The sequence below is a fragment of the Caballeronia sp. SBC1 genome (assembly GCF_011493005.1).
Taxonomy (GTDB): Bacteria; Pseudomonadota; Gammaproteobacteria; order Burkholderiales; family Burkholderiaceae; genus Caballeronia.
This window is the reverse complement of record NZ_CP049157.1, coordinates 633,371-659,596: the sequence shown is the minus strand read 5'-3', so window position 1 is coordinate 659,596 and position 26,226 is coordinate 633,371. Positions and strand designations below refer to the sequence as shown.

Sequence of the window (26,226 nt, the reverse complement as noted above, 5' to 3'; positions counted from 1 at the left end):
CAAGCCGTTGATCCGGAGGACGGACTACTACTGGCCGGCTGCTGCCCAAAGTAACGAGAGACCCGACGACAGCATGAGTCCGTCGACAAGCAATTTGAACGTCGATGGCGCCATGCGGACGACGATCGACTTTGCGAAAAATGATCCGGTCATGAGCGCGGTTCCCGCGATCAGGCCTTGAAACACGATGCCCGCCGGCAGCGCGCCAAACTCCTTGAACGCAGCAATCTTGGTCCCGTACACGGCGAGCGAACCGGCGGCTTCTGTCGCGAGGAAAGCGCCTCGTTCAAGCCCGTAAGACGTGAAAACAGGCACGGTGATCGGACCCGTGGAAACAACGATGCCGGTCAAAAATCCGACCGGGCCGCCGATCAGCGCGAGGTGCAAAAGGCTGAACTTTACCGACCGTCTTGCGAGCCATCGCCGGGTGGGAATCATGGCTACAAAAAATACGCCAAGGGCTATTTCAACCGCGCGGGCAGGCAACGCTAACAGCGTGTGAACGCCAAGCGCGGCGCCCGGAACAGCGGTCAGGCAATAGGCGCCGCAAGCACGCCACTCGATCTCTCTCCACCACGCGACAATCTTGCCGAAGTTTCCCATGATCGCGCCAATCGCCATGATAGGGACGGCTTGCTGGGGACCAAACAGGATCACGAGCACTGGCATCAGCATCATGGACGATCCTGTGCCAATAATGCCGCTCAACATGCCGGCAGCCACGCCGACGATTAAAACAAGGACGTATTCCATAGCCCGCGTCTCTGTAGGGATTCTTCGAATGAGCGACGTTGAAGAAATGGGATTAGCCAGTACGACGCACGACGAATGGTACGTGAACTTTGGGCGCTTCGCGACGGGCGGCAGACGAGAATAAAGCGAGCTTTTACTCTCTCCCGGTACTAAGCCCGCTCGCTTATTGCAACGCCAGCGGCCCGTATTCCGCGTTAGCGGCACAATGCCGGAAAGCGCTTGACTTAGAGCGCACTCGAAGTCCTACCATGCTCTATGTCGAAACGAGAACGCAGCCATGAAGATAGGTGATATCGCCGGGCAGACGGGCCTGACAGCCCATACGATTCGCTACTATGAACGGATCGGATTGCTCCCGTTCGCGCCGCGAGACAGCACGGGTCAACGTGTGTATGACGCTTCCATCCTGACGTGGATCGAGTTTTTAGGCCGGCTTAAAACAACCGGCATGTCGATTCAGGAAATGCTGCGTTATGCGGGCCTTCGCGCGCAGGGCGCGGCCACCGAGGAAGCCCGGTGCAAGCTGCTGACGGAACATCGTGATCAGGTCCGGCTGAAGGTAGCGGAGCTTCAGGCATGCCTTCTCGTCCTCGACAACAAGATAGCCGGTTATGCCCATACTCAACAGAGGACAGAAAAATGCAAAACACGATCGAACGCCAAGCGGATCAGGAAAGCCGCCTAGAACGGGGCAAGCGGGTGTTGTCGGAGATCGACGGGGAAGCCGGGGAGAAGGTCATCGACTCGCTTGCGGATATTGCGCCGGACTTTGCGCGCTACCTGCTCGAATTTCCATTCGGCGATATTTACTCGCGGCCGGGCCTGGACATTCGTGCCCGTGAAATTGCCACCATTGCAGCACTCACCGCTTTAGGCAATGCAACGCCTCAGCTTAAGGTTCATATTGCCGCGGGGCTTAACGTGGGTCTTAGCCGCGATGAGATAGTCGAGACCATCATGCAAATGGCAGTGTATGCAGGATTTCCGGCTGCCCTCAACGGCCTGTTCGCCGCGAAGGAAGTTTTTCGCGATCACGTGTGAGCAGGGTCATGTAAGCGCACCTGTGCGAAGCCTCAACTTGATCGCTTACGCCCGCATTGTTCAAGCAAGTACGAGCGCAGGCGTGGGCGTTGCAACCGGACGCGCGATCTCGAGAAAGGCGTTAAGCGCGGTGCTCGCATACACGTCACGGCGACGCACGAACAACGTGTCGACGCGGGCATCTTCGGGCGTGACATCATGCATCGCCACGCGGCCGTCGCGCCACGCTGTTGCGACCACGCCTTTGGGCAGCAGCGTCACGCCCACGCCGGCAGCTACGCAACCGAGCATGGCGTCGAGCGAGCCAAATTCCAGCGGCGTGCTGACTCGCAAGCCGTGCCGCGCCAGCACGATATCCAGCCGTGTTCTGTACGAACATCCGGTCCGGAACACGATCGTCTTCACGTCACCCGCCTGTGCAAGCTCAGCGATAGAACGAATATGACGTGCCGTCACGAGCACCAACTCCTCGCGAAAGATGGCCTCGGTGGACAGGTCTTCGTGATGCACCGGACCCGCGACAAACGCTCCGTCGAGCCGATATTGCAGGACATCGTCGATCAGGCTCGCCGTGGTCCCGGTCCGCAGGACCATGTCCACTTGCGGATAAGCCAGTGCGAACGACGCCAGCACGTTGGGCATGCGCAGTGCGGCAGTGGTTTCCAGCGTACCGAGGATCAGTGGTCCGCGCGGGACGCCGTCATCCTTGACGGCGCTGCGCGCGTCGTCGAGTAGTCGCGCCATCTGTCTGGAGAAAGGCAGCAGCCTGCGGCCCGCAGCGGTTAGTTCAACACCTCGATGGTGCCGGTGAAAGAGCGGCGCGCCCAATTCCTCTTCCAGCAAACGAACCCGCGCCGTTACGTTTGATTGAACAGTATGAAGCTCCAGGGCTGCGCGATTCATGCTGCCGTTTCGCGCCACCGACTCGAATATGCGTAAATCGGCTGCGTCCATGTCGATCCTCGATATCGGGAAAAGTGATAGCAATTATCACATCAAAGCGCCGCTCGCTCCTCGAAAGCTTGCTAAGCTTTGCGCTGCTGGCGGCGTGGGCTAAACGCTGTCTTTAAGCGGGAAGCAGACGGTTCCATTGAAAAGCAATGCACGCTTTTCACGGTAATGTAGCTGGGTCGCGGGTGGGATCAAGCCGAGCGCAACGGATGGATCCAAGTCGCTCAATGTCGCTTAATGTCACTCACGCAGCGCAATCCTCATCAAGGAGAAGAGAACATGGGCACCTGGCGCGATCGTCGGATTATCGACCTGTTTGGTATTGAAGCACCTATTGTTCTGGGACCCATGGCGGGCCCAGGCACGCCCGAATTGGCCATAGCCGTATGCGAAGCAGGCGGCCTGGGTTCCCTGCCTTGCGCGCTTCTCAGCGTGGAGCAGGCGCGTGACGGCATCGCGCTGATCCGGTCGAAAACGCGTGCGCCGATCAACCTCAATTTCTTCTGTCATGTTCCGCCACAAGCCGATGCAGCACGCAGCATGGCATGGCGCGCGCGCCTGGCAGAGTATTACGTTGAGTATGGACTCGACCCCGAATTGACGCCGCCCGCCGCAACCCGTCACCCGTTCGACAGCGACTTCTGCGCGGTCGTGGAAGAATTCAAACCCGAGGTCGTGAGTTTTCATTTCGGACTGCCAGATAAAACCCTGCTCGATCGCGTGAAGGCGACCGGCGCGAAAATCATAGCGGCGGCAACCACCGTGGCGGAAGCACGTTGGCTCGAAGCGCATGGGTGTGACGCCGTGATTGCGATGGGCGTTGAAGCAGGCGGGCATCGCGGAAATTTCCTGACGCAGGACTATGCTGCACAGGTCGGCACGTTTGCGCTGGTTCCACAAGTAGTTGATGCCGTCTCTGTTCCCGTGATCGCGGCAGGCGGGATAACCGACGCGCGGGGAATTGTCGCTGCGTTCGCACTGGGCGCGTCGGCTGTGCAGATGGGAACCGCGTATCTGTTTTGTCCAGAGGCGAAGGTACCGGAGGTGCATCGTATTGCGCTGCGCGAGTCCCAGGATGATTCCACCGTGTTGACGAGCATATTCACGGGCCGGCCGGCGCGCGGCATTATCAATCGGGCGATCCGTGAACTAGGTCCGCTGTCTACGGCGGCACCCGCCTTTCCGCTTGCCGGCGCCGCGCTTGCGCCGCTTAAGGCCAAGGCAGAACAGGCAGGCAAGGGCGACTTCACGAGCCTGTGGTCGGGGCAGGCGGCGCGGCTTGGGCGTGAACTGCCTGCGGGCGAATTGACGCGAGTGCTGATCAGCGAAGCGCTGGCGAAGATGGCGCAGGCTTGACGCGTTGCAGGTGACGTTCACGCTGCGCGGTTGATGTGCGTTTGATTGCGTATTTGACGCAATCAATGCATTAAAAGCGGCCGAGCGTCACCCGTGCATCGCTGCCTGGAGCACAGTAAAAACGCGCGGGTCGGTCGATTGGGCGACGTTAAAGCGCAGGAACTGGCTTGCGGACTGCGCGACACTAAACGCGTTGCCCGGCGCAAGGATGACGTTTTCAACCAGTGCCCGGCGGGCAACGTCCGTCGCATCGAGTCCGTCGGGTAGCTTGCACCAGAGAAACATGCCGCCTCGCGGCTCGATCCATGGCTCAATGCCGAGTGCTTCCAGCCGCGCGCTTGTTTGTCCCATCGTACGGGACAGGCGTTCTCGCAAGCTCTCCATGTGCTTTCTGTACGTGCCGTCTTTTAACACGCCGAGGACGAGTTCGCCTGAAAGACGTCCGCCGCCGAATGAGGTGGCAATCTTTAAATCGATCAATCGCTCGACCCAGTCGCGCCGCACCGCGATGAAACCGCAGCGTACCGACGCTGAGAGGCTCTTGGAAAAGCTGCCTATATGGACAACTCGCTCCAGGCCGTCGAAAGCGGCCAGACGGGGGGCGGATTCGTGCTCGAAGTCACCGAAGATATCGTCTTCAATAATCGTCAGACCCGACTGGTCCGCGAGCTTCAAAAGCCGATGCGCGACGACCGGCGAGAGCGTAGCGCCCGTTGGATTATGAAGCGCCGAGTTGGTGATGTAGAGGCGCGGCCGATGCTCCGCGAGCGCCTGCGCAAACAGGTCGATATTGGGACCTGCCGGCGTATACGGAACGCTGACGACCTTGGCCCGGTGAGCACGCAGCAAGGCGAGGAAATTGAAATAGCAGGGGTCATCGACGAGTACTGTGTCGCCTGGTTCCAGCAGCAGGCGGCATAGCAGGTCGATCGCTTGCGTGCCGGACTCGGTGAGGATGATCTGATCAGGCGCCGCTTCAATACCGCGTTCCGCCATGCGGCGGGCGAGCAATTGCCGCAGCGCCGGGAGTCCGAGGGACGTGCCGTAGTCGGCCAGCACGGCGGCGTCGGTGCGCGCGACGGATCTCAATGCGCGGCGCAGACCCGCCTCCGGCAGCCACGATGCAGGCAGCCAGCCGCAGCCCGGTTTCAGGGCATTCGCGCCGGCTTCCAGCGATTGCCGCGATACCCAGAACGGATCGACAACGCGGTCCAGGCGCGGGCCGAGCTCAGCGAGCGACAGCGGCGGCAGGTGTCCGGCGACGTAAAAGCCCGAACCGCGGCGTGACTGGATGACCCCTTCGGCAGCGAGCCGGTCGTAGGCCTCCACCACGGTGGACTTCGAGACTTGCAAGGTTTCGGCGAAGCCCCGGATGGACGGAACCTTGGCTCCCGGCGCCAGGATACGCCCGGCAATTCGCTGCCGGATAGCGTGCATGACACGTTCGACCAGCGTGCCGGCGTCTGCGCCAAAGAAGGGTGTGTCTTCCATGTGTACTGATTTTTAACCCATACAGTTTTCCCTAACTGTAGTGCACTGTCTCTGGGAAATCCATGCCTTGTGGGCCGATACTGGCTAGCTGAAATAGGGGAGCATGATGGACAAGACGGCAAGCGGATGGATGAACGGTTTTCTCGGGATGCTGATTTTTAGCGGCTCATTGCCCGCGACACGGGTAGCGGTCGCGGCCTTCGACCCGGTCTTCCTCACGGTCGCGCGTGCTGGAATAGCGGGCTTGCTGGGACTCGTGCTCTTGCTGGTGTTTCGGCAAAAGCGGCCCGAAAGAGGCGATCTGATTTCGCTTGCGGTGGTGGCGTGCGGCGTTGTTATCGGCTTTCCGCTACTGACCGCCCTCGCGCTCAAGCACATCACCGCCGCTCATTCTGTTGTCTTCATTGCGTTGCTGCCGCTTTCGACGGCGATCTTCGGCGTGCTGCGCGGAGGTGAGCACCCGCGCCCTGCGTTCTGGCTGTTTTCTGGCTTCGGCGCCTTGCTCGTAGCCGGCTTTGCGCTGGCCCGGGGGGCAGGGTCGTCGCCCGTCGGCGATCTGCTGATGTTCGCGGCCATCATCGTCTGCGGGCTTGGTTATGCGGAAGGCGGCAGGCTCTCGCGCAAGCTTGGCGGCTGGCAAGTGATCTCGTGGGCGCTGGTATTGTCGCTGCCTATCATGGCGCCGCTGGCACTAGCCACCATGCCTTCGACTTGGGCCGACGTAGGTGGATCGGCATGGATGGGACTTGCCTACGTGTCCTTGTTCAGCATGTTGATCGGCTTCATGTTCTGGTATCGCGGTTTGGCTCAGGGCGGTATTGCGGCAGTGGGGCAGTTGCAATTACTCCAGCCGTTCTTCGGACTCGTGCTTGCCGCGACGTTGCTGCATGAGCCGGTCGGCTGGCCGATGGTGGCGGTTGCAACGGCCGTGGTGCTGTGCGTGATTGGCGCCAAGCGTTTCGCACGACCGGCGAGTCCCGCGTTATCGCGTTAGGGCATTTCTGGGCGGCTGCCATCGGGGCGGCCCTGTGCGGGTTGCGCTCCGGACGAACTTGGTCGTCGGCCGGAAACGCTTGTTTATCTTTACTTGCCCGCTATTGAACGTCGACGACTATTTTTCCCTTCGTGGTTCCCGCTGTAATAGCCTGGTAAGCGAGGTCGGCGCCAGCCAGATCGAAACCGCGTGGGTCTACTCTAGGCACGAGCTTTCCCGCTTCGACCAGCTGCGTTGCTACCTGCAGTATTTCTCCGTGATGCTCGCGGTGCTTGCCGGTTAGCAGCGGCGAGAGCGTGAATACGCCCGAATACGTTGCTTCGCGGAATGACAACGGCGCGAGGGCGTGCGTCCCCCAGCCGAGCGCGCTCACGACACGCCCAAATTGCTTGACCGCCGAAAACGACGCGTCCAGCGTTGCTCCGCCAACCGTATCAGCCACCAGGTCAAAACCTTCCCCACCCGTGTGTTCCTGGACGTATTGCTCGACCGAGTATTCACGATAGTCGATAGCCGTCGCGCCATAACTCGCTATGAGTTCAGCGTCGCCCTTGCTTGCCGTTGCAAAAACGCGCGCGCCTAATGCTTGCGCGAGTTGCACGGACACGTGTCCGACGCCACCCGCTCCGCCTTGCACAAGCACGGTTTGCCCCGCTTTCAACTGCGCCCTGTCCACAATGCCCTGATAAGAAGTGATGAAGCTGAGAGGAAGGGCTGCGGCTTCTTTCATCGACAGGTTAGACGGTTTTAACGCGATCAGCCGCGCATCGACCGCTGCGAACTGCGCGAGTGAGCCCTGGATTCCGCCAACACCGCCAGTCATTCCGTAGACCTCATCGCCCACCTTGAACTGCGCGACGCCTTGCCCGACCGCTTCGACCACACCCGCCATGTCGATACCCAACACCAGCGGCAGTGGATGCCTGGCATGCGCTGCGCTGCCGGCGCGAATCTTGGTGTCCAGCGGATTCAAGCCGCTTGCCTTAATGCGGACCAGCACCTCGCCGGGTTGCACGCTTGGGCGAGAGAGTTGCGTCAGTTCAAGCGGGCCGTTATAGCGGTTCAGAACCAGCGCTTGCATGTTCATGGTGTTTCTCCCGGTGATTGATCGAATTTGCTTGATTCATATTCGTCCATGCGGGAAATTACGTAAATCGACGTTTTTGCACGACGACCAAACATTTATGCATGAGGCAAAATGGACTGGGGCGATGTTCGGATTTTTCTGGCGATTGCCCGCACGGGTTCGCTTGGCGCGGCCGCAAAGCAGACCGGTCAAACACAACCGACAATGGGGCGGCGGTTGCGAGTCCTCGAATCGGCAGTCGGCCAAACCCTGTTTCAACGCACTACAGACGGTTTTGTCCTGACCGATGAAGGGGCGGCCGTCCTGATGCACGCGGAGCGTATGGAGGAAGACGCACTCGCGTTCGAGCGCTCTTTGGCCGGCAAGGAGCCGCATCTTACTGGAGTGCTGCGGGTTTCATCGTCGGACTGGTTTGGCATTCATGTCCTGACGCCGCTCTTCGCTGAATTCCTGAAGGCTAATTCGCGCGTGAGCATCGAGCTTGTGACCGATGCCCGCCAATTAAGTCTGGCGAGGCGCGACGCGGACTTGCTGTTTCGCATCACGCAGTTCGACGAGGCCGATGTGATTCAGCGCAAGTTCATGCACATGGACTACGCGCTGTACTCTCCGGTCGACATGGTTTCACCGCAGGCCGGCGACGGCGAGGGATATAGCCTCGTCACCATGGACAGTGCGTTTGGAGCGCTGCCCGATGTCGATTGGGCAAGACGCATGCTGCCAAAAGCGCACGTGGCGTTCGGCAGCAACAATCGTGGCGCACAAGCCAGGATGTGTGCGGAGGGTGGCGGACTAGCGGTCCTCCCCTGTGCGCTAGGCGACAATACAGCCGGCATACACCGCATTGATCTGGGAGAGACGCCGCCCGGCCGCGACGTATGGTTCGGCTATCATCGCGACCTGCGTCGCCTCGGAAGACTGCGGGCGTTGCTTGATTTGGTTATCGAGCGACTGGCGAACGTGTGAAGCTCCTGGGTCGTCTATTCAATTCCGCCACCTCATGCTTTCAATGTGCTTTCGTTCAAGCGATTGTTAAGGCGGGAGCGGATAGATCGGAAGCGTGAGATGCGTGAGATGCGTGGAGTGGGCCCGGAATATTGCCGCACGCGTATCGCTCCAGCGATACGTTACACTTGGCAGCCGAAAGAGTGCGCGCTCGCGGATTCACTTTCTTTAACGAGTCGGAATCTGCTGCGAATAACTGTTTCGCCAGATTCAGAGTCTGATCATGTGTGTAAGATATCGTTAATACCAATGTCTGGATCAATTGGGCTGAGCGTGCTATTTGTATCCTATTGATCCGCGACCTGATTCTTCCCGATGCGCCCCGGCGTGATGCGCGTACACTAGCCGCTGTTTTAGTGAAGAGACCCGTGGGGGAGTTCCCTCCGCGCGCATGCAGCACCTCTTTGATCGCCGACTGACGTGGCATGCTGCCGTTCACGGGGTTGAGAGGCCGCTGAAGACTCCGACGAGGTCGCAGGCAGGAATGTCGCTAAACCGGCAATTATCGGTCTTGCTGATTAGCTGTTCGCCAAATGGACAGACTGACTGAGGCTCCGTGGCGCACAAGCTATTAAAACGCGATTTCCCCCGCGCTGACCCTTGTTGAACAATACGCTGTAGAACACCCATACAACTTCAAAGAACGACCTTTTATAATGCAAACTGAAATGCCCACCCTTAAAGAACTGCTCGCCCAACGCGAAGCGCTTCAGGATCAATTGAACGTCGCCCGACAGCGCCAGGCCGAAATCGTCCTCGCTGAAATAGTCGCAAAGATGGGCGAATATAAGATCTCGCTTGCCGAGCTGATGGGACACAACAATCCAGTCAAGGCAACTGCAACAGCGACCGCTACAACGGGCGTGCCGAAATATCGCGATGCGGTGAGCGGTGCGACCTGGTCTGGCCGTGGCCGCGCGCCTCACTGGATCGCCGACAAGAACCGTAACGATTTCCTGGTAACTGCCTGACCGGTATCTTTGCACAGTGCTGTGGCATGCGATTGCGTGACGCGAGCAAGCTACGCTCGCGGGGTTCGAAAGATCCCGGGCACCGGGTGAAAGAGCTTGGGCAACATGTAGACCTCACTGAAGACGAATTGACGCCATCGCCCGTCGCCGATTAAGCGGGCGGGTTTCGCGTCTCAACGTCCTGATCGACGAACTACCTCCTTGTGATTTGGCATTGACTCGTCAAGCGAGATGCGAGCTATACTAAAGCAGTTGCATATGCATCTTCTTTTGGCGCTGACGATGTTCTCCCGGTGCTAAGAAGGTGCTTAATTGCGGTAACGCAACGCTTGGGATTATTCGCCGCTAATCGATTCTGGAATGTCATGTTCACGGACTGCTACTGCACACAATTCCGTCGCTCGGCAAACGCTTTGACGAGCGTCTACGACGACGCGCTCCGGCCGATCGGATTAAAAATCACGCAGTTCTCGCTTCTCCGCGCGCTCGAGCGTCTTGGATCGGCGACCTTCACTGAAATTGCGGTGGAAGCGGCGCTGGACAAGACCACCATCTCGAGAAACCTCAAGGTCCTGATCGATGCCGGCTGGGTCAAGGTCGGCAGCGAAGAGGACGCCCGCTTCAAGGTCGCGACCTTGAGCAAGGAGGGGGTGAAAATGCTGCGACGTGCGGAGCCTCACTGGCAGGTCGCCCAGAAACAAGTTGAAAGCGAAGTTCAAAAGTTCATGAAGGGACCCGCCAGTAAGCGCCTGTTGGAGGCGCTCGAAACGCTTCAAGGTGTAGGGCCAGAGGCGTGACGCTTGTGGGGATTCAGACTGACGGTTCCTCGCATCGACTGCCGGGTAAACACGTGTATCTGGCCGGTACCGCAAACAATAAGATGTAGCTACAACTATCTCGCCCGACTTTCTTCGTAAAATTGGTTGTAGCTGCAACCCTGCGTCATTTCGAACAATCTGTTGCGGAATAGTTGTATATGCAACATATAGAACGAAGCAACGAAAACGTGGTTCTATTGCTAAAGGAGGGGCTAATGCCTACCTATATTGTTTCCGCTGCTGCGGGCAGCCTGTCTGCCGATGCCAAGCAACGCATCGCGGAGGAGATCACCCGGATTCACAATCAGGCCACCGGCGCGCAATCTTTCTTCGCCCAGGTGATTTTCAACGAAGTGCCTCAAGGCAATCACTTCGTGGGAGGAAGGCTACTTCGCTCGGAGCAGATTTTCGTGCACGGACATATTCGCGCCGGTCGCAGCGCAGAGCGCAAGCGTGAGTTGCTTGAGGGTATTGTGGACGCGATTTCGAAGACCACGGCCGTTGCCAATCGATACGTCTGGGTCTACCTATCGGAACTGCCTCCGGCACAGATGATCGAATACGGCCATGTTCTACCGGAACCCGGTTCTGAACAAAGCTGGCTTTCGTCGCTGCCCGCTGAAGACCGCGACTTTATGCAAAGCATCTGAAACGCGCCTGATCTCCGTCGCGCCGCTGCGATGCCGAAGACGATGATTGATCGGCGTTCAACGCGAACATTGATCGATCGCCTGCGCGAGCGAATCCTGCAGCGCCGAATCCTGGAAAAAAGCGTCGAGACTACGGTGTTCATCGTTTGCGAACGCCTGAAGGCACCGAGCGTTGTTGGCACGGCTGCTTGAAGCAGAGCAGGCAAGCGCGACTAGCAGCGCTGCTAATCCAAGGATCGCTACAGCGACGCTGGTGACTCGTGCCGGCGACCATGACCACCCGATGCGCTTTTCAACCACGGCTATTCGACGCAGCTCGTTATCCATTTGCCGGCCCCATTATGATTAGCAAGACAACTATTTGATTATGAAAAAAGACGTTGGAGTTACACCAACGCCTTCCTCACGCCGTGCATGGACGTGACAGCTGACTCGAACAACTCCGGGCCGATCTTTGCGCGCAAGGTCCGTGCAATCTTTGCGCTGGCATTGTTGATTGGCCGATCGAGCGCCAGACCGGCTGGAGTGGCATGGACTGTCCACTCGCGGCCATCTTCCTTGGCTTGACGGCGTTCGACCAGTTGCTTTTCACAGAGACTGTCGATAAGCCGGGTTGCGGTGGGACGCGCTATGCCCAGGATCTCGGCCACCTGACTGCTGAGGCAACCGGGCGTAGCCAGCACAACGCGAAGCACAAAGCCCTGCGGCGGCGTCAGCCCGAATTCTGCATAGACAACGCTCCACTCCCGCTCCACGAGACGGGCGAGGGCAGCCGAGTTGAAGTAAAGGCAGTGATCGAACATGAACAGATTAGATCACGTAATAGTTAGCAAGGCAATTAATTGAAGGCGGCAGCGTTGGGATGTTTCGTTGGCGGGCGGCTGGATCGGCGCGCCGAGGGCATCGATAAAAATCTTTTCCGCGAAAAATCTCTAGCTCATATAATTCGTTATTAGCAATCATTCGTATTTGCATTATCATTCACAATTCGACGACACCAACCGCAAGAGACCATGGCACGACAACAATCAGAACGACGCGGCGCAGACCGTATCGGGGCGCGCGAGCGCCCAAGGAATCCCTGGCGGCTCGCGCCGATCGCAGCGGGCGTGTTCCTGGCGACCTCTGCGTTTGCGCAAAGTGACGCTGTCGTGCCCACAGACGGATCAGGCCAGCCGGCCACATCCGCAAGCCCCGGACAACAGTTGCCGGCTGTAGTGGTGAAGGGTCAACGCGATGCCGAAACGGGCGCGGGGCCGGTAAAGGGTTATGTGGCGAAAGAGAGCACGGCGGGGACCAAGACCGACACGCCGATCATCAAGACACCGCAGGCGATCTCGGTGGTGACGCGCGACCAGATGGACATCCAGGACGCGCAGAGCGTGGCGCAGGCGCTTCGCTATACGTCAGGCATCAACCCGGAGCAGCGCGGCACCAACACGGATTCGCTCGAGTACCTGTACGCGCGCGGTTTTCTCGTAGACGAGTTCTGGAACGGCTTGCGCACGCCCGGTCCGGCCGGCGGGTTCGGCTTCAACGTGACGAGCTTCGATCCGTATATGTTTGAGCGGATCGAGTTGCTGCACGGGCCGGCGTCAGTCTTGTACGGACAGGGTTCGCCGGGTGGCACGGTGAACCTCGTGAGCAAGATGCCGACAGCCGACCCGCTGCACGAAGTCGGATTCCAGACTGGCAGCTATGGGCGCCTGCAGGGGTTCTTCGACTTTAGTGGTCCTATCGATCAGGACGGCAAGGTGCTGTATCGTTCGACGGCAGATGGTTTCAATACCGGCACGCAAACTGACTACGTGAACCAGCAGCGCTTCGCGATTTCGCCGACCATCACGTGGAAGCCGACGAAAGACACCACGTTCACGGTCTTTATGAACTACCAGGCGGACCCCGAGGCGGGTATCTACAACACCGTGCCGGCGGTGGGCACGATCCAGACCGGTGTGGCTCAACTTCCGCGCAGTTTCTATCCTGGCGAGCCGACCTTCGACAGCTTCCGCAAGACGCAGGAGTCGATCGGGTATCAGTTGGATCAGCGTCTGAACGATGTCTGGTCGTTCAAGCAGAGCTATCGTTTCCTGCATAACAGCCAGACCATACAGTATGTGGCCGACGACGCGGGCTATATCAACAACGGCACGGAGCTGGCGCGTGATGTGTACCTGAACACAGGCCGGTTGAACTCGCACACGCTCGACAACCAGGCGACCGCGCGGTTCAACACGGGGCCGGTGTCGCATACGGCAACCGTGGGTGTCGACTACCAGAATACCCAGTTCGACCACGCCTTCTACGGAGCGTTCGACAATGTGCCGTCGCTCAGCATCACGAATCCGCAATACGGCCAGTCCATTCCGTATCCGGACTTCATGTTCGGCACGTCGAACAAGCAGTCGGTCAAGCAGCTTGGCACGTATGCTCAGGACCAGCTCGACATCGGCCGGTGGTCGTTCTTGCTGGGCGTGCGCGAAGACTGGACGAACGAAGATAGTCAGTCATACGTAACAGGGGCGCAGACGAGCCAGTTCAACCGCGCGTTCACCTGGCGTGCCGGCGGCGTTTACAAGTTCGACAACGGTTTTGCGCCTTACGCCAGCTACACGACGTCATTCCAGCCGCAGGTCGGCTCGACCGCGTCGGGTACATCGTTCTCGCCGACGACCGCCCAGCAGTACGAGATTGGCGTGAAGTACCAGCCGAAGGGCTACAACAGTTTTGTCACGGTATCGGCGTTTCATCTGACGCAGCAGAACGTGCTGACCACGGACCCGAACAACATCAAATTCCAGGTGCAGACCGGCGAAGTTCGGTCGCAGGGTTTCGAGGCCGAAGCACATGCAAGCCTGACCAACAACCTGCAACTGATCTTCAGCTACACGTACACGAACCTGCTCAACACGAAGAGTAATACGTCGAACCTCGACAAGGTGCCGCTCGGAATTCCGCGTAATACCGCGTCGCTGTGGGCGGACTATACGGTTACCAGCGGGCCGCTCGTCGGCGTGCAAGCGGGCGCGGGCCTGCGTTATATCGGCGGTTCGTACGGCGATACGGCGAATACGCTCCTGACATCGTCGGCAACGCTGGTCGACCTCGCGCTGCGCTATGACCTCGGCCGCGCTTTCTCCTCGCTGCACGGCTGGACCGGCTCGCTCAATGCAAGCAACCTGCTCGATCGCCGTTACATGGCATCGTGCAGCAACGGATCTTGCTACTGGGGTCAAGGTCGACTCGTACTCGCGGGATTGAAGTATCAGTGGTAATTCATCTGGAGGCAGGGCGGCGACGCGGTCTTTTGCGGCAAGCGCCGCCGTGTCGACTGCGCGAGAGTACGCGGCGACGTGGCAAGACCCGCTTGGCCGACGACATGCAATCCATCCTCTCCGAACTCACGCAATGAACCGACGCGCCATGCTTTCCGCGCTGCTGGGCGCCAGCGCCCTTGCCGCAACCGCGCTGTCCGATGTTGCACCGGCCGGCGACGCTCTCGTAGCGCCGCCGCGCCGTATTGTCGTGCTCGACTGGGGACTGACGGAGATGGTGTTGTCGATCGGCGTGGTGCCGGTTGGGATCGCGAATACACGAGACTTCCGCAGGAATTTCACGGCATGCGATGTACCGGCGTCGGTGGTGGATCTCGGCCTGATGTTCCAGCCGAACATGGAATTGCTGTTCGCATTGAGGCCCGACCTGATTGTCATCTCGCCGGCTCACGCGACCCTTCGGGCAGCGCTCGAACGCGTTGCGCCCACCGTCACGCTCGGGCGTTACCGGTCGAGCGGAACGCCTTACACCGCGGCACGTGCCGAAACGCTGCAGCTCGCGCGTTTGCTGGGCCGCGAAGCGCGCGCCGTAGCACTTCTCGCGCAAGCGGATACAGCGCTCGACCACGCGCGCACCGCGCTTGCCGCGATGCCAGGTGCAAGCGGCGCAAGTGCAAAAGACCGACCGCTTTACATGGTGAATTTTATCGATGAAGCGCACGTGCGCGTGTTCGGTCCGAACAGCTTCTATGGAGAACTGATGACTACGTTCGGGCTGCACAACGCGGTCCGCTCGGGCGCTTTCTCCACAACCGGTTTCGACGTGCTGGGCAACGTGCCAGACGCGACGTTGCTCTACATGAAGCCGCTTGCGTCTTCCGTTGCGAACATGATGAAAACCAGCCCCTTGTGGCACGCCATGCCGTTCACGAACGAGGGCCGCATGATGGGCCTGCCGCGTGTTCCTCCTGACGGCTGCGTTCTTTCCGCGATGCTCTTCGCCCGCGTGCTGGTTGATGCCTTTGAGCATGCCGATGCAGCGAAGGAGCGCGCATGAAAAGCGTCGCGACCGTTCCCGTGACGCCATCACGACGCTTGCGACTCCTTCCAGTTTGCCTTGTGATCGTGCTCGCCGCGCTGTTGTCGCTGCACAGGCTGGAGGACCGGTTGCCGGTATCGTTATGGTGGCAAGCGTTGACGGCCCCATCGCCCACGGATCTGCGGCAGTTGCTTGTCCACTACGGCGACCTGCCGCGCATCGCGGTCGCGTGGCTGTGTGGCGCGGCGCTCGGGCTTGCCGGTGTGGCGACCCAGCAAGTGCTGCGCAATCCGCTCGCCGAACCGATGACGCTCGGCATCTTCTCCGGCTCTTATCTTGCGCTCTCGATTGCGACTGTCTACGCACCCGGCTTGCTGGCGTCCGGCCGGGACGGCGTTGCGCTGGCCGGTGGTGCAGTGGCATTGGCAATTGTTTTTGCGCTGGCCGCGCGACGCGGCATCTCGCCGCTTGCGCTGATTCTCGGCGGCATGATCGTCAACCTGTGCTGCGGCGCGCTGAGTTTCGCGCTCGCGATCTCGCACTACGACCTGTTGAGCGCGCTGATGATCTGGGGCGGCGGCTCGCTTGGCCAGCACGACTGGAGCGTCGCGCTGTCGCTGCTCGTGCGGCTCGTACCATGCGTGGCGTTGCTGCTGCTGTGCATGCGGCCCATGGCCGTCTTCGACCTGGGTGACACCGTCGCCAGCAGCCTGGGCGTCTCGTTGCGTAGGACGCGTGGCGCGGCGCTCTTTCTGACCTTGCTCGTGACCGCGTTCGTGGTGAGCGCGGTGGGGGTGATCGGCTTCATTGGACTTGCCGCACCGACGCTTGCGCGTCTTGCCGGCGCGCGCCGCTTGCGTGACCGGATGTTGTGGTCGCCGTTGTTCGGCGCGGCGCTGCTGTGGCTGGCGGATCAGATCGCGCAGGAATTCGAGGGACGTTACGGAACCACGATCCCAACAGGCGCGATCACGACCTTGCTGGGTGCACCACTGCTCCTGGTCATGTTGCGGCGCTTGCGTGGACGGCCCGACCTGACCTATTCGCCCGCGATACAGTCAGCCCCGCTGTCATCGCGCGTGCTGGCTTTGACAACGGGCGTTTGCGTACTGCTTTTGCTGGTGGTTATCGGCTTATCGCTTGGCGTGGGGCGCGGTCTCACAGGCTGGCACGTCAGCCGCCCGGACGAGATCGCGGCGTTGCTGTTCCTGCGTTTGCCGCATGTGGTCGCGGCGATGGGCGTGGGTGTCTTGCTCGCACTCGCGGGCGGTATCGTTCAGCGCATGACCGGCAATCCGATGGCAAGCCCCGACCTGCTCGGCATCACCGCTGGCGGCGCGCTTGGGCTCACCGGCGCGCTTTTTCTGACAGCAAGTCCGGGACTGCCGACGTTCCTTGTCTGGTGCGCGTGCGGGTCGGTGATTACACTCGGCGCGCTGTTGCTCTTTGCACGCAAATCGTCCTATGCACCCGACACGCTGATACTCGCCGGCGTGACGATCAGCGCCGTGTTCCAGGCAGTGTCGACCATAGCCGTTGCCAGCGACGATCCCCGCGTGATCGTCCTCTACAACCTGCTCGCGGGATCGACTTACAACGTCAGCGCGGGGGCTGCAGGCATTGTCGCCGTGGTTGCGCTGGCGGCGCTTGGCGCGGTGCCGTTTTGCCGGCGCTGGCTCGAGATCCTGCCGTTGGGCGCGGCCGTGTCGCGTGGCTTGGGAGTGAACATTACCGTCGCGCGTTTTGAGCTGCTGCTGCTGAGCGCGCTGCTGACAGCGGCGGCGACTTTGGTGATCGGCCCGCTGTCATTTATCGGCCTCATGGCGCCGCATATGACACGCATGCTCGGTATCCGGCGGGCTGTGCCGCTGCTGTTCATTTCGGCGGCGCTGGGCGCCGCGCTGATGGTCGCTTCCGACTGGCTCGGCCGATGGGTCCTGTTCCCGCAGGAAATGCCGGCGGGCGTGATGGCTACGCTGCTGGGCGGCGTGTACCTGATTGTCACGATGTTCAAACGCAGCCCACGTGAGTTTTCTTAGTCCTTTTATTCGCGGGATTGAGGTCGGTTTTCACCCGTTGCCCCACAAGGAGTTTCATGTCGCTGTTCTTGTATCTTGTCCGCAACTCACGTTGGGTGCTGGCCGTCGCGGTAGTGGCAAGCCTCGTCAGCGGGTTCGGCAACGCGGCCCTCATCGCACTGATTAACCAGGCACTGGGGGCGTCGAATACGAAGCTCGTCGAACTCGGCTGGCAATTCCTGATCGTGGGCGTGGTCGTGCTCGGCACACGAACCCTTTCGCAAACGCTGTTCATGCAGCTCGGCCAACGCGCCAAGGCGACGCTGCGCATGCGCACCATCCGGCGCATTGCCGAAGCCTCGTATCAGCATCTGGAAAAGCAGGGCGCGTCCAAGGCGCTCACCGTACTGACACAAGACCTGGATACGATCGTCGTGCTGTTCGTTAGCCTGCCCGCGCTCGCGATGCACGGCGCGGTGATCGCAGGATGCCTCGCCTATCTTGGTTATCTGTCATGGCAGATCTTTCTCTTCGCCGTCTTGACGATCTTCATCGGCTCGCTCGGTTTTCATATTGCCAACACGAAAGCGCTGTTTCATCTGCGCGGGTCGCGGCGCAAGGAGGACGATCTCGTCAAGCATTTCCGCGCGCTCTTCGACGGCGCCAAAGAGCTCAAGCTGCATCGCGAGCGCAAGAATGCGTTCGTGACGGACACGCTGGCAACCAACGTGGAAGCAGTACGTGTTCAGCGCACGCGGGGTTACATCCTGTACGCAGCGGCAGCGAGCTGGGGCAGCTTCATTTTGTTTGCGTTTATCGGCATTACGCTGTTCGTGCTCGCGCGTACGTTTCCAGTGAGCACGCACGTGATGTCTGGCTACGCCATGATCTTTCTGTACATGATCATGCCAATTGAAGGTCTTCTGTCCGCCATCCCCAACATCAGTTCAGCGAAGGTTGCACTGGAGCGTATTGAACAGGTCAATGCCGACCTGCCGCTCGAAGATACCTTGCACGAAGCGCCGGCCAAGTCGTTCGACAGCATCGTGCTCGACAACGTCACGCACCGGTACTTCCGCGAAAAAGAAAACGAAGTCTTCACGCTGGGTCCCATCGACCTGACGTTCAAGCCGGGCGAACTGATTTATCTGATCGGCGGTAACGGCAGCGGCAAGACGACGCTCGCGAAAATGCTCGTCGGACTTTACGCGCCCGAGGGCGGGCAGATCCTGCTCAACGGCCACCCCGTGGATGAAGCGCGCCGCGATATTTATCGCCAGCATTTTTCGGTGGTCTTCAACGACTTCTTCCTGTTCGACACGTTGCTCGGCATGAAAGTGGAAGGCCTCGACGCCCAAGCGCAGTCGTTGCTTGAACATCTGCAACTCGATCACAAGGTCACGATCAAGGACGGCGCATTTTCCACGACCAACCTGTCACAAGGTCAGCGCAAGCGTCTTGCGTTGCTGGTCACGTATCTGGAAGACCGGCCGTTCTATGTCTTCGACGAATGGGCCGCCGACCAGGACCCGACCTTCAAGGAAGTGTTCTACAAGCAGTTGCTGCCGGAGCTTCAAGCCAAGGGCAAGACCGTCGTGGTCATCACGCACGACGACCGTTATTACCATCTCGCCGATCGCTATATCAAGCTCGACTACGGTCAGGTTGTTGAACTCGGCCGTGGTGCAGACCTGCGCGTCGATCATCCGAACGCGATTCATCCGCAGACGCAAGGTCATGCGCCCGCGCCGGTTGCATCGGCATGAACACGATGAACGCCAACCCCGCATCTCTCGACCAGGATGCGAAGCGCCTGGCCAATCGCGAGTCCGATCCTGAGTCGATGTATTCGCTCGAAGGGGTCTCGTTCAGTATTGGCGAGCGGGTGCTGCTGCATCCGCTGTCGCTCGAGTTGCCCAAGCGCCGCGTATGCGGGCTCATTGGCCACAATGGTTCCGGCAAGTCCACGCTGCTGAAGCTGCTCGCCCGCCAGCAAGCGCCAGGCGGCGGCTCGCTGCGCTTTGCGGGCAAGCCGCTCGACGACTGGCAAGGCCGGGCGTTCGCACGCAAAGTCGCGTACCTGCCGCAACAACCGCCCTCCGCCGACGGCATGACTGTGCGCGAACTCGTCGCACTAGGGCGTTATCCGTGGCACGGTGCACTCGGGCGCTTCAGCGCACAAGACGGCGCGAAGGTGGAAGAGGCCATGCGGTTGACCGACGTCGAGCGTTTTGCGCACCGCACGGTGGACAGCCTGTCCGGCGGCGAGCGCCAGCGCGTGTGGCTCGCGATGCTTGTCGCGCAGGACAGTGAATGCCTGCTGCTTGACGAACCCATTTCGGCGCTGGACATTGCGCATCAGATCGAGGTTTTGCAACTGGTGCGGACCTTGAGTGTCGAGCGCGGACTCGGTGTGGTGGTGGTGCTGCACGACGTCAACATGGCCGCGCGTTTCTGCGACGATCTCCTGGCGCTCAAGGGCGGCCGTCTGCTGGCATCGGGCACCCCCGCGGAGTTGATGCACGCCGACACACTCGGCGCGATTTATGGTATTCCCATGGGCACGGTCCCGCACCCTCACGGTGGTTCACCAATCAGCTTTGCCCATTGATTCAAGGCTCCATGTCATGAAGCAAATTGTCAGGTTAGCGACGGTGGTGGTGTTGGCGGCAGCTACGTTGAGCGGCTGCGTTCAGTCTCCCAGAAACCTGGCGGGCAACCAGTCGCCCTTCAGTGTCGAGATACGCCGTACGCAAGACGGTATCCCGCATATCAAGGCTGACGACTGGGCCAGCCTCGGTTATGGCTACGGTTACGTGCAGGCGCAAGATAATCTGTGCACGCTCGCGGATGGTTTCATCACGTTTCGCGGCCAGCGCTCAGCGTACTTCGGTGCCGACGCACATCCGCCAACGGCCGCTTCCTTCGGGCAACCGCGCAATCTCGATGCCGATCTTTTCTTTCGGTTCGTCGACGACGCGAGCACTGTCGAACGTTATCGATCCGCGCAGTCCGCGCCCATTCGCGAGTTGATGGACGGTTTCGTGGCGGGCTACAACCGCTACGTCGACGAACTGGACGCGGGACGCATGGGCGGCGCGAACGCGGCGTGCAAAGGCAAGCCGTGGGTCGGAAAGATCAGCTCCGACGACATGTACCGGCGGCTCGTGGCAGCCAATCTCGCCGGCAGCGCCGCACGGTTCATGCCGCAGATAGCCCGCGCGCAGCCTCCAGCGAAACCCGCACCGTCGGCGCCTCCGGTGCAGACGGGTGCCATCGATATTGCGCCCTCGCAACTCGACGTAGGCGGCCAGTGGGGTATTGGCAGCAATGCACTTGCGTTCGGCGCACCGGTCATGCAGGAAGGCCGCAGCCTCCTGTTCGGCAACCCGCACTGGTTCTTGCGCGGGCCTGATCGTTTCTATGAAGTACAGCTAACGATTCCGGGGAAACTGAATGTGGCGGGCGCGTCGTTTCTCGGCGTGCCGGTCGTGATGATCGGCTTTAACAACGACATCGCGTGGACGCATACCGTGTCGAGCGCGCGGCGCTTCGGTATCTTCCAGTTGTCGCTCGATCCCGCCAATCCGACGCGTTATTTCTACGACGCCGTTAGCGAGCCGATGACGCCCGTGTCCGTCACGGTCCAGACCCGTAACGCCGACGGCAGCCTGAAGCCGGTCACTCGCACGCTGTATCGCTCGCGTTTTGGGCCGCTCGTGGATCTGTCGTCGATGTCGCCTTCGCTCGCATGGAATGCGCAACACGCGTTCGCGCTGCGCGACGTGAATACCGACAACACACGCGCCTTCGAGAACTTCCTGGCGTGGGGTCAGGCGCGTTCCCTCGACGATTTCATCTCGATCCAGAAGCGCCTCGCGGCCACGCCGTGGGTCAACACCCTGGCGATCGGCCGCGACGATCCACGTGTGTGGTTCGCCGACTTTGGCCCTGTGCCGGACGTGCCTGATTCGCTGGCGGCGGCCTGCACGACGCCTCTTGGCCGGGCGTTCGATGCAAAAGCGCCCGGCGTGCCGTTTCTCGATGGTTCGAAAAGCGCCTGCCAATGGCGCGTCGAAGCATCGAGCGTGCAAGCAGGAGCATTGCCGGTCTCCGAGATGCCGAGCATGGCGCGCGGCGATTATGTGGGCAACTTCAACGACAGTTACTGGCTGACCAACGCGAATGCGCCAACGACGGGTTATCCGCACGTGGCCGGCTTTACCGGCACGGAGCAGTCGCTGCGCACGCGTTTTGGCCACATGCTCGCGGCCGAGTTACAGGTGCAGAAGGGCGGTGTGACGCGGCTTGCACTCGAGACGAAGGTGCTGGATAGCCGGTCGATGTCGGAGCGGTTGTTCCGCAAGCCTATTCTCGATGCTGTTTGCGCCGATGCATCGGATGCAACGGTTTTGGTCACGCAAGGTACGCCCGGCGGTAAGCCGCAAACGGTAGACTTGGGCCAAGCGTGCAAGGTACTGCGTGATTGGGACGGCACCGCGAACACCAACGCGCGTGGCGCCAATCTCTGGGACGAATTCTGGCGCTGCCTGGATGGCGCAGGGCTCGCGCGTTTCTACCGCGTGCCGTTCGATCCGGTCGCGCCGCTTGCGACGCCGCGCGGTATCGACACCTCCAATCCCGCGCTTAAACCCGCTCTTCAGCAGGCGCTCGGCGGCGCTGTGCTCGCTATGCAGCGTTACGGTTTTGCGCTGGACTCCACGCGCGGCGAACTGCTGCACGTTGACCGGAACGGCGAGCGCGTGCCGCTCTTTGGCGGTTGCGACGAAGCGGGTTATTTCACGGTGATGTGTGCGCTCCATCCCGTTGATGCAAGCGGCTATGCGGTCGATCGTAGCGGCCACGGCGCGAGCTACTTGCAAGTGGTTTCGTTCGACGCGAACGGCGTGCAAGCGGACACCATGCTCGCCCATTCGGAATCCGACGACCCCGCCTCGCCCCATTTCGCCGATGCAACCCGGCGCTTCGCCGGCAAGCAATGGCTGCGCTTTCCGTTCACCGAAGAGGCCATAACCGCCGATCCGGGCATGACTACAATGACGCTGCAAGCACCGAGGTAGATTCGTACCTTGCCCCGGCGGCGCGTGTGTGCCGGATCCCGCGCGCCGTGCTATGGTCAAATGATTTCCTTCTTTCAATAGCCATGACTTAGCCGGTCATGGCTTACACATCGCCATCATGTCCTTCACTGTCCAGCAATCCACCGGTTCAAAAGCAGCGCAGTATGCCGAGCTCATTGCCCAGGCGCGCTCGCTTCTCAGCGATGAAACTGATCGCATTGCCAATGCCGCAAACTTCTCGGCGCTGGTGTATCACACGCTGCCCGATCTGAACTGGAGCGGTTTTTATTTCTTCGATGGCGTCGAACTCGTCGTCGGTCCCTTCCAGGGAAAACCGGCGTGCGTTCGCATCGCACTCGGAAAAGGCGTATGCGGCACTGCGGCGCAAACCCGGCTCACACAGGTTGTGAAGGACGTTCACGAGTTCCCCGGACACATTGCATGCGACTCGGCTTCGCAATCCGAGATTGTTGTGCCTCTGGTCGCCAAGGACGGCAGCCTGGCCGGCGTCTGGGATGTGGACAGCCCTTCGGTCGGCCGCTTCGATGCGGACGATGCCAAAGGCATGGAAGCGCTGTGCCGCATATTCATGGAGCTGGCGTGGGAGCCGCGTACGTCGGCCTGACACTCCTGTTAAAGCGCTTGAAATTTGTCTGCGGATACAGGGTGCGTCCCGATCACGATTGGCGGATTGATTTTGTCATCGGGCGTCGGTCTTGACGACAAACTCCGCAAGGTCGGCACGCACGGAGCGAGCCTTCAGCCATTCGAGCGGGATTTGCCATAGCGACGTTTCGAAGCGGCTATGGAAAAATGCAAAGTGGCCGATCTCGCGATACCCCATTGATTCCGGCGGAATACGCAGATGGGTGACAGGGCTATTCCTGAAGTAAGCAAGCAGACGTTCGATGGCGGACGCCGTGCCAAATTCGTCATCGGTTACGCTGAGTGCGAGCATTGGCCCATGCAATGCGGCGAAACCCTTGACCAGCGTCCCGCGCTCGGCTTCCGTCAAGGCGTGCGGACCGCGCCGGAACGCATCCTCGAACCTCGGTTGCGGCGCGGTCCAGTCGCGCACCACTCCGCGCGGCGTGTCTTCCATCCAGCCGAGCATGCCACCGGGGAAATAGCCGAGTGCCGTCGTGAGTGCCGGCATGATCGCATGCCATTTGATTAGCATGACGAATCGCTTGTGACTGGCATAGTCGCGCCAGTGGGCGAATTGCGCGCCCATGGTGAAAACGCGTTCGATCAGATGATTCGATGGGGCCAGTCCGACTAAAACGCCGCCGATGCTATGGGCGACCACCTGCACAGGCTGACGAGGAAACGTGCTGGATGCCAGCCGCAATACCGCTTCGAAATCGAGGCGTCCCCAGTCCAGCCATCCTGCGTGCAAGCTGCGAAGTGACGCGGGGCGAGACCCGCCGATGCCGCGATAATCATAGGTGATGACATCGAATCCGTGCGCATGCAGGAAAGCGGCGAAGCGCGAGTAATAGCTGCATCGGACCGATGTGGCCGGGTTGATGATGACCACGGGCCTGGGTTCGCCAGCGTCGGGTGCATCGGGTGCGCTGTGATGGCGCCATATGTGGCCTTTCAGCGCGTAGCCGTCCACGGCATGTATCGTGACCTGGGTAGGCTGGAACTCGCTCATTTTTATTTCTCTCTTGGGAGAGTTTGTCGATAGCTTGAATATACCGTTGTTCATCGATTCACTCTTCATGCTCACGCGAGCCTTAGCGAAGCACGAGCCAGGCGGCGCAGGGAAAGGTCACCACGCTGGTGATCGTGGACAGGAGAATGGTCGCCGACACCCGCTGCGGATCGGCGTCATAGCGCTGCGCAAGCACATAGATATTGCCGGCTGACGGCAAGCACGCAATCAGAGTGCCGGCCTGCACCCAGAACGGATCGAGCTTCATCAGGTGTCTGAGAACAAACCAAGTGAGCAGCGGATACACGACAAGTTTCACGAGACTAATCAGGCATGCAGCGACAACGGTGCCGCGGTCAAGCCGCTGCAAAGCGAGGGCGCCGCCCAGCGCAAAGAGCGCTGTTGGGCCAGCCGCGCCGCCGAGGAACATAAGAAAGCGTGCAACCGGCTCAGGCAGCGCGAGTCCCGTGCCCGCCAGCATTGCGCCCAACACGATCGCCGCGACAACCGGATTGAACGCGGTGCCTCGCAGGATCTGGGAACCGATGCCGCGCCTGGCGTCGCCATTTGCGCCCATGAGCACGCCGCCGATGGAAAGAAGCACCATGATCTCCGCCAGGATCGCCATTGCCAACGCGCCGGCTCCACGCTCGCCGAAGAAGGCGAGCATCAAGGGCGGCCCGAGGAAACCCAGATTGCTCACCGTCGCCGTCGTTGCGTGCGCGCCGGCCGCCGCGACGGTGCACGCGGCGGCCAGACGCGAAGCGCCCAGAACCAGCATGAAGACAATCACGCCCGAAGCAAGGTAGCCCGCATAGAAGCTGGGATTGAACGATTGACGCAACGGCTGCCCCGCGATGAGCCGCAAAACCAGTGCTGGAAGCGCAAAACGAAACGAGAAGACGTTGAGCGCATCCAGCGCGCCGGAGGCCAGGAGATGCGCTCGCGTTGCTGCCCATCCCGCCCCGATCACGCCGAAGACCGGCAGGCTGAGCAGGAAGAAACCAATCATTGTTGCAGGCCGCTGCGCGCTTCGATTGCCTTGATTACGGCAACCATGTCGGCTTCTCCCAGGCCAAGTCCAAGGGCTTCGCCATAGAGCGCGTGGCAGACGTCCAGCAGCGGAGAGGCGATACCATTCTCACGCGCCGCCTCGGCAATCAGGCGGTTGTTTTCCAGCACGTTGGAGATCGCGGCTTGCACTGCAAAATCCTGGTCGATGAGTTTGGGCGCCTTCACGCGTGATACATCGCTCGCCATGGGCCCGGCATTCAGCACGGCCAGGAACCGGCTGAGATTGAGGCCGTTGCGCTGGGCGAAATGCACGGCTTCGGCCAGCCCCGTGACGAGCGCGATCAGGAACAGGTTGACCGATAGCTTCATCAGAAGGGCGTTCGGCACAGGTCCGCACACCATGGTTTCGCGGCACATCGGGGCGAGCAACGGGCGGAGGGCTTCCACGGCATCCGCGTCGCCCGCGAGCATGGCGACGAGCTGACCCGCTTCGGCGGGTTTGCGCGATCCCGAGACGGGCGCCTCGACGTAACGCCCGCCGGCCGAACGGATCTCGGCTTCCAGGCCACGCGAGTAGGCCGGGGAGGTCGTGCCCATGTGGACGATAGTGCGGTCGTGTACGCGGGACACGAAGGTGGGGCCGCTGCGGTCAAGGACCGTGTCAATGGCCGCTCCGTCGACCAGCATCAGGATGACGGTCGGCGTACGCGCGAACACCTCGGCTGCATCTTCTGCGGGTTGTGCGCCGGCTGCAACGAGCGTTGTGGTTTTCGCCGGCGTGCGGTTCCAGATCACCAGCGGCGTGCCGGCTTTCGCGAGGTTCAGCGCCATGGCTTCCCCCATCGCGCCGAGTCCGATGAAACCGACCGTCTGTGTTGTCATGGCGTTGTTCATGAAGCGTCCCCTGGCGTGACGAAGCGTAGAGCGCTCCGCCGTGATCGGAACCGGTCAGGGTCCCATCCGGGGAGTCGCCCGGGTGAATCGGTTGAATGAGTCGGTTGAATGACCCGTGTGAACGAGTC

The 26,226-nt window shown here is 60.6% G+C and carries 23 protein-coding genes; 15 read left to right on the top strand and 8 right to left on the bottom strand.

The annotated features are described in order from the left end of the window. Window positions 1–27 precede the first annotated feature (27 nt). Window positions 28–753 (bottom strand): sulfite exporter TauE/SafE family protein, encoded by a 726-nt coding sequence (locus SBC1_RS20980; RefSeq protein ID WP_165988996.1) that lies wholly within the window; start codon window positions 751–753, stop codon window positions 28–30. Between the two features lie 277 nt (window positions 754–1,030). Here SBC1_RS20980 and SBC1_RS20975 point away from each other — a divergent pair, with 277 nt between their 5' ends. After that, window positions 1,031–1,438 carry a MerR family transcriptional regulator gene (locus tag SBC1_RS20975; RefSeq protein WP_165096943.1) on the top strand — a complete coding sequence of 136 codons (408 nt, stop codon included), beginning with the start codon at window positions 1,031–1,033 and terminating at the stop codon, window positions 1,436–1,438. After that, window positions 1,393–1,794, top strand: a complete 402-nt coding sequence (locus tag SBC1_RS20970; RefSeq protein WP_165096947.1) for a carboxymuconolactone decarboxylase family protein — start codon at window positions 1,393–1,395, stop codon at window positions 1,792–1,794. Before SBC1_RS20975 ends, SBC1_RS20970 begins: the two co-directional genes overlap by 46 nt. A 60-nt stretch (window positions 1,795–1,854) precedes the next feature. On the opposite strand, the gene SBC1_RS20965 is transcribed toward SBC1_RS20970, so the two are convergent. After that, window positions 1,855–2,748, bottom strand: coding sequence for a LysR family transcriptional regulator (locus SBC1_RS20965; protein ID WP_165096951.1), 894 nt, complete (start codon window positions 2,746–2,748; stop codon window positions 1,855–1,857). Between the two features lie 276 nt (window positions 2,749–3,024). Here SBC1_RS20965 and SBC1_RS20960 point away from each other — a divergent pair, with 276 nt between their 5' ends. Continuing rightward, on the top strand, window positions 3,025–4,101 hold the full coding sequence (locus tag SBC1_RS20960; protein WP_165096954.1) for a nitronate monooxygenase family protein: 1,077 nt from the start codon (window positions 3,025–3,027) through the stop codon (window positions 4,099–4,101). Between the two features lie 87 nt (window positions 4,102–4,188). Here the strand turns inward: SBC1_RS20960 and SBC1_RS20955 are convergent, their stop codons facing one another. Further along, window positions 4,189–5,592, bottom strand: a complete 1,404-nt coding sequence (locus SBC1_RS20955) for a PLP-dependent aminotransferase family protein (RefSeq protein ID WP_206366106.1) — start codon at window positions 5,590–5,592, stop codon at window positions 4,189–4,191. A gap of 106 nt (window positions 5,593–5,698) precedes the next feature. Here SBC1_RS20955 and SBC1_RS20950 point away from each other — a divergent pair, with 106 nt between their 5' ends. After that, a complete protein-coding gene (locus SBC1_RS20950; RefSeq protein ID WP_165101411.1) occupies window positions 5,699–6,586 on the top strand; it encodes a DMT family transporter in 888 nt (295 codons plus the stop codon). A gap of 100 nt (window positions 6,587–6,686) precedes the next feature. On the opposite strand, the gene SBC1_RS20945 is transcribed toward SBC1_RS20950, so the two are convergent. Next, the gene (locus SBC1_RS20945) at window positions 6,687–7,673 is read right to left on the bottom strand and encodes a zinc-dependent alcohol dehydrogenase family protein (RefSeq protein ID WP_165096957.1); all 987 of its coding nucleotides are present in this window, start codon (window positions 7,671–7,673) and stop codon (window positions 6,687–6,689) included. Between the two features lie 111 nt (window positions 7,674–7,784). Here SBC1_RS20945 and SBC1_RS20940 point away from each other — a divergent pair, with 111 nt between their 5' ends. The 4 genes from SBC1_RS20940 to SBC1_RS20925 all read left to right on the top strand — a co-directional run bounded on the left by SBC1_RS20940 (window position 7,785) and on the right by SBC1_RS20925 (window position 11,117). Then, complete coding sequence (locus tag SBC1_RS20940; protein WP_165096962.1) at window positions 7,785–8,639, top strand: LysR family transcriptional regulator; 855 nt, start codon at window positions 7,785–7,787, stop codon at window positions 8,637–8,639. A gap of 707 nt (window positions 8,640–9,346) precedes the next feature. Further along, a complete protein-coding gene (locus tag SBC1_RS20935) occupies window positions 9,347–9,649 on the top strand; it encodes an H-NS family nucleoid-associated regulatory protein (RefSeq protein ID WP_165096965.1) in 303 nt (100 codons plus the stop codon). Between the two features lie 413 nt (window positions 9,650–10,062). Then, complete coding sequence (locus tag SBC1_RS20930; protein ID WP_243830312.1) at window positions 10,063–10,446, top strand: MarR family winged helix-turn-helix transcriptional regulator; 384 nt, start codon at window positions 10,063–10,065, stop codon at window positions 10,444–10,446. A 236-nt stretch (window positions 10,447–10,682) separates the two neighbouring features. Further along, window positions 10,683–11,117, top strand: coding sequence for a tautomerase family protein (locus SBC1_RS20925; protein ID WP_165096971.1), 435 nt, complete (start codon window positions 10,683–10,685; stop codon window positions 11,115–11,117). A 386-nt stretch (window positions 11,118–11,503) separates the two neighbouring features. Here SBC1_RS20925 and SBC1_RS20920 read toward each other — a convergent pair whose 3' ends face one another. Then, window positions 11,504–11,920, bottom strand: a complete 417-nt coding sequence (locus tag SBC1_RS20920; protein ID WP_165096974.1) for a MarR family winged helix-turn-helix transcriptional regulator — start codon at window positions 11,918–11,920, stop codon at window positions 11,504–11,506. A gap of 210 nt (window positions 11,921–12,130) precedes the next feature. Here SBC1_RS20920 and SBC1_RS20915 point away from each other — a divergent pair, with 210 nt between their 5' ends. From SBC1_RS20915 to SBC1_RS20885, 7 genes are all read left to right on the top strand, one after another. Beyond that, complete coding sequence (locus tag SBC1_RS20915; protein WP_165096977.1) at window positions 12,131–14,392, top strand: TonB-dependent siderophore receptor; 2,262 nt, start codon at window positions 12,131–12,133, stop codon at window positions 14,390–14,392. A 133-nt stretch (window positions 14,393–14,525) separates the two neighbouring features. Next, window positions 14,526–15,449: an ABC transporter substrate-binding protein gene (locus tag SBC1_RS20910; RefSeq protein WP_165096979.1), complete on the top strand. Its 924-nt coding sequence runs from the start codon at window positions 14,526–14,528 to the stop codon at window positions 15,447–15,449. Further along, window positions 15,446–17,470, top strand: coding sequence for a Fe(3+)-hydroxamate ABC transporter permease FhuB (gene fhuB / locus SBC1_RS20905; RefSeq protein ID WP_165096983.1), 2,025 nt, complete (start codon window positions 15,446–15,448; stop codon window positions 17,468–17,470). The genes SBC1_RS20910 and fhuB overlap by 4 nt, the downstream gene beginning before the upstream one ends. 56 nt (window positions 17,471–17,526) lie before the next feature. Continuing rightward, a complete protein-coding gene (locus SBC1_RS20900; RefSeq protein ID WP_165096986.1) occupies window positions 17,527–19,215 on the top strand; it encodes a cyclic peptide export ABC transporter in 1,689 nt (562 codons plus the stop codon). Between the two features lie 5 nt (window positions 19,216–19,220). Further along, entirely contained in the window at window positions 19,221–20,060 is an 840-nt protein-coding gene (locus SBC1_RS20895) for an ATP-binding cassette domain-containing protein (RefSeq protein WP_165101414.1), read from the top strand. A gap of 16 nt (window positions 20,061–20,076) precedes the next feature. Then, window positions 20,077–22,530: a penicillin acylase family protein gene (locus SBC1_RS20890; protein ID WP_165096990.1), complete on the top strand. Its 2,454-nt coding sequence runs from the start codon at window positions 20,077–20,079 to the stop codon at window positions 22,528–22,530. Window positions 22,531–22,648: 118 nt separating this feature from the next. Further along, the gene (locus SBC1_RS20885) at window positions 22,649–23,155 is read left to right on the top strand and encodes a GAF domain-containing protein (RefSeq protein WP_165096994.1); all 507 of its coding nucleotides are present in this window, start codon (window positions 22,649–22,651) and stop codon (window positions 23,153–23,155) included. Between the two features lie 75 nt (window positions 23,156–23,230). On the opposite strand, the gene SBC1_RS20880 is transcribed toward SBC1_RS20885, so the two are convergent. The 3 genes from SBC1_RS20880 to SBC1_RS20870 all read right to left on the bottom strand — a co-directional run bounded on the left by SBC1_RS20880 (window position 23,231) and on the right by SBC1_RS20870 (window position 26,098). Next, window positions 23,231–24,190, bottom strand: coding sequence for an alpha/beta fold hydrolase (locus SBC1_RS20880; RefSeq protein WP_165096997.1), 960 nt, complete (start codon window positions 24,188–24,190; stop codon window positions 23,231–23,233). Window positions 24,191–24,272: 82 nt separating this feature from the next. After that, complete coding sequence (locus SBC1_RS20875) at window positions 24,273–25,202, bottom strand: AEC family transporter (RefSeq protein WP_165097000.1); 930 nt, start codon at window positions 25,200–25,202, stop codon at window positions 24,273–24,275. After that, window positions 25,199–26,098 carry an NAD(P)-dependent oxidoreductase gene (locus SBC1_RS20870; RefSeq protein ID WP_165097005.1) on the bottom strand — a complete coding sequence of 300 codons (900 nt, stop codon included), beginning with the start codon at window positions 26,096–26,098 and terminating at the stop codon, window positions 25,199–25,201. The genes SBC1_RS20875 and SBC1_RS20870 overlap by 4 nt, the downstream gene beginning before the upstream one ends. Window positions 26,099–26,226: the final 128 nt, after the last annotated feature.

What these genes read in the sequence shown, in the direction of transcription:
- SBC1_RS20980 (WP_165988996.1), bottom strand. Translation starts at nt 753, where the DNA reads ATGGAATACGTCCTTGTTTTAATCGTCGGCGTGGCTGCCGGCATGTTG.
- SBC1_RS20975 (WP_165096943.1), top strand. Translation starts at nt 1,031, where the DNA reads ATGAAGATAGGTGATATCGCCGGGCAGACGGGCCTGACAGCCCATACG.
- SBC1_RS20970 (WP_165096947.1), top strand. Translation starts at nt 1,393, where the DNA reads ATGCAAAACACGATCGAACGCCAAGCGGATCAGGAAAGCCGCCTAGAA.
- SBC1_RS20965 (WP_165096951.1), bottom strand. Translation starts at nt 2,748, where the DNA reads ATGGACGCAGCCGATTTACGCATATTCGAGTCGGTGGCGCGAAACGGC.
- SBC1_RS20960 (WP_165096954.1), top strand. Translation starts at nt 3,025, where the DNA reads ATGGGCACCTGGCGCGATCGTCGGATTATCGACCTGTTTGGTATTGAA.
- SBC1_RS20955 (WP_206366106.1), bottom strand. Translation starts at nt 5,592, where the DNA reads ATGGAAGACACACCCTTCTTTGGCGCAGACGCCGGCACGCTGGTCGAA.
- SBC1_RS20950 (WP_165101411.1), top strand. Translation starts at nt 5,699, where the DNA reads ATGGACAAGACGGCAAGCGGATGGATGAACGGTTTTCTCGGGATGCTG.
- SBC1_RS20945 (WP_165096957.1), bottom strand. Translation starts at nt 7,673, where the DNA reads ATGAACATGCAAGCGCTGGTTCTGAACCGCTATAACGGCCCGCTTGAA.
- SBC1_RS20940 (WP_165096962.1), top strand. Translation starts at nt 7,785, where the DNA reads ATGGACTGGGGCGATGTTCGGATTTTTCTGGCGATTGCCCGCACGGGT.
- SBC1_RS20935 (WP_165096965.1), top strand. Translation starts at nt 9,347, where the DNA reads ATGCCCACCCTTAAAGAACTGCTCGCCCAACGCGAAGCGCTTCAGGAT.
- SBC1_RS20925 (WP_165096971.1), top strand. Translation starts at nt 10,683, where the DNA reads ATGCCTACCTATATTGTTTCCGCTGCTGCGGGCAGCCTGTCTGCCGAT.
- SBC1_RS20920 (WP_165096974.1), bottom strand. Translation starts at nt 11,920, where the DNA reads ATGTTCGATCACTGCCTTTACTTCAACTCGGCTGCCCTCGCCCGTCTC.
- SBC1_RS20915 (WP_165096977.1), top strand. Translation starts at nt 12,131, where the DNA reads ATGGCACGACAACAATCAGAACGACGCGGCGCAGACCGTATCGGGGCG.
- SBC1_RS20910 (WP_165096979.1), top strand. Translation starts at nt 14,526, where the DNA reads ATGAACCGACGCGCCATGCTTTCCGCGCTGCTGGGCGCCAGCGCCCTT.
- fhuB (WP_165096983.1), top strand. Translation starts at nt 15,446, where the DNA reads ATGAAAAGCGTCGCGACCGTTCCCGTGACGCCATCACGACGCTTGCGA.
- SBC1_RS20900 (WP_165096986.1), top strand. Translation starts at nt 17,527, where the DNA reads ATGTCGCTGTTCTTGTATCTTGTCCGCAACTCACGTTGGGTGCTGGCC.
- SBC1_RS20895 (WP_165101414.1), top strand. Translation starts at nt 19,221, where the DNA reads ATGAACGCCAACCCCGCATCTCTCGACCAGGATGCGAAGCGCCTGGCC.
- SBC1_RS20890 (WP_165096990.1), top strand. Translation starts at nt 20,077, where the DNA reads ATGAAGCAAATTGTCAGGTTAGCGACGGTGGTGGTGTTGGCGGCAGCT.
- SBC1_RS20885 (WP_165096994.1), top strand. Translation starts at nt 22,649, where the DNA reads ATGTCCTTCACTGTCCAGCAATCCACCGGTTCAAAAGCAGCGCAGTAT.
- SBC1_RS20880 (WP_165096997.1), bottom strand. Translation starts at nt 24,190, where the DNA reads ATGAGCGAGTTCCAGCCTACCCAGGTCACGATACATGCCGTGGACGGC.
- SBC1_RS20875 (WP_165097000.1), bottom strand. Translation starts at nt 25,202, where the DNA reads ATGATTGGTTTCTTCCTGCTCAGCCTGCCGGTCTTCGGCGTGATCGGG.
- SBC1_RS20870 (WP_165097005.1), bottom strand. Translation starts at nt 26,098, where the DNA reads ATGAACAACGCCATGACAACACAGACGGTCGGTTTCATCGGACTCGGC.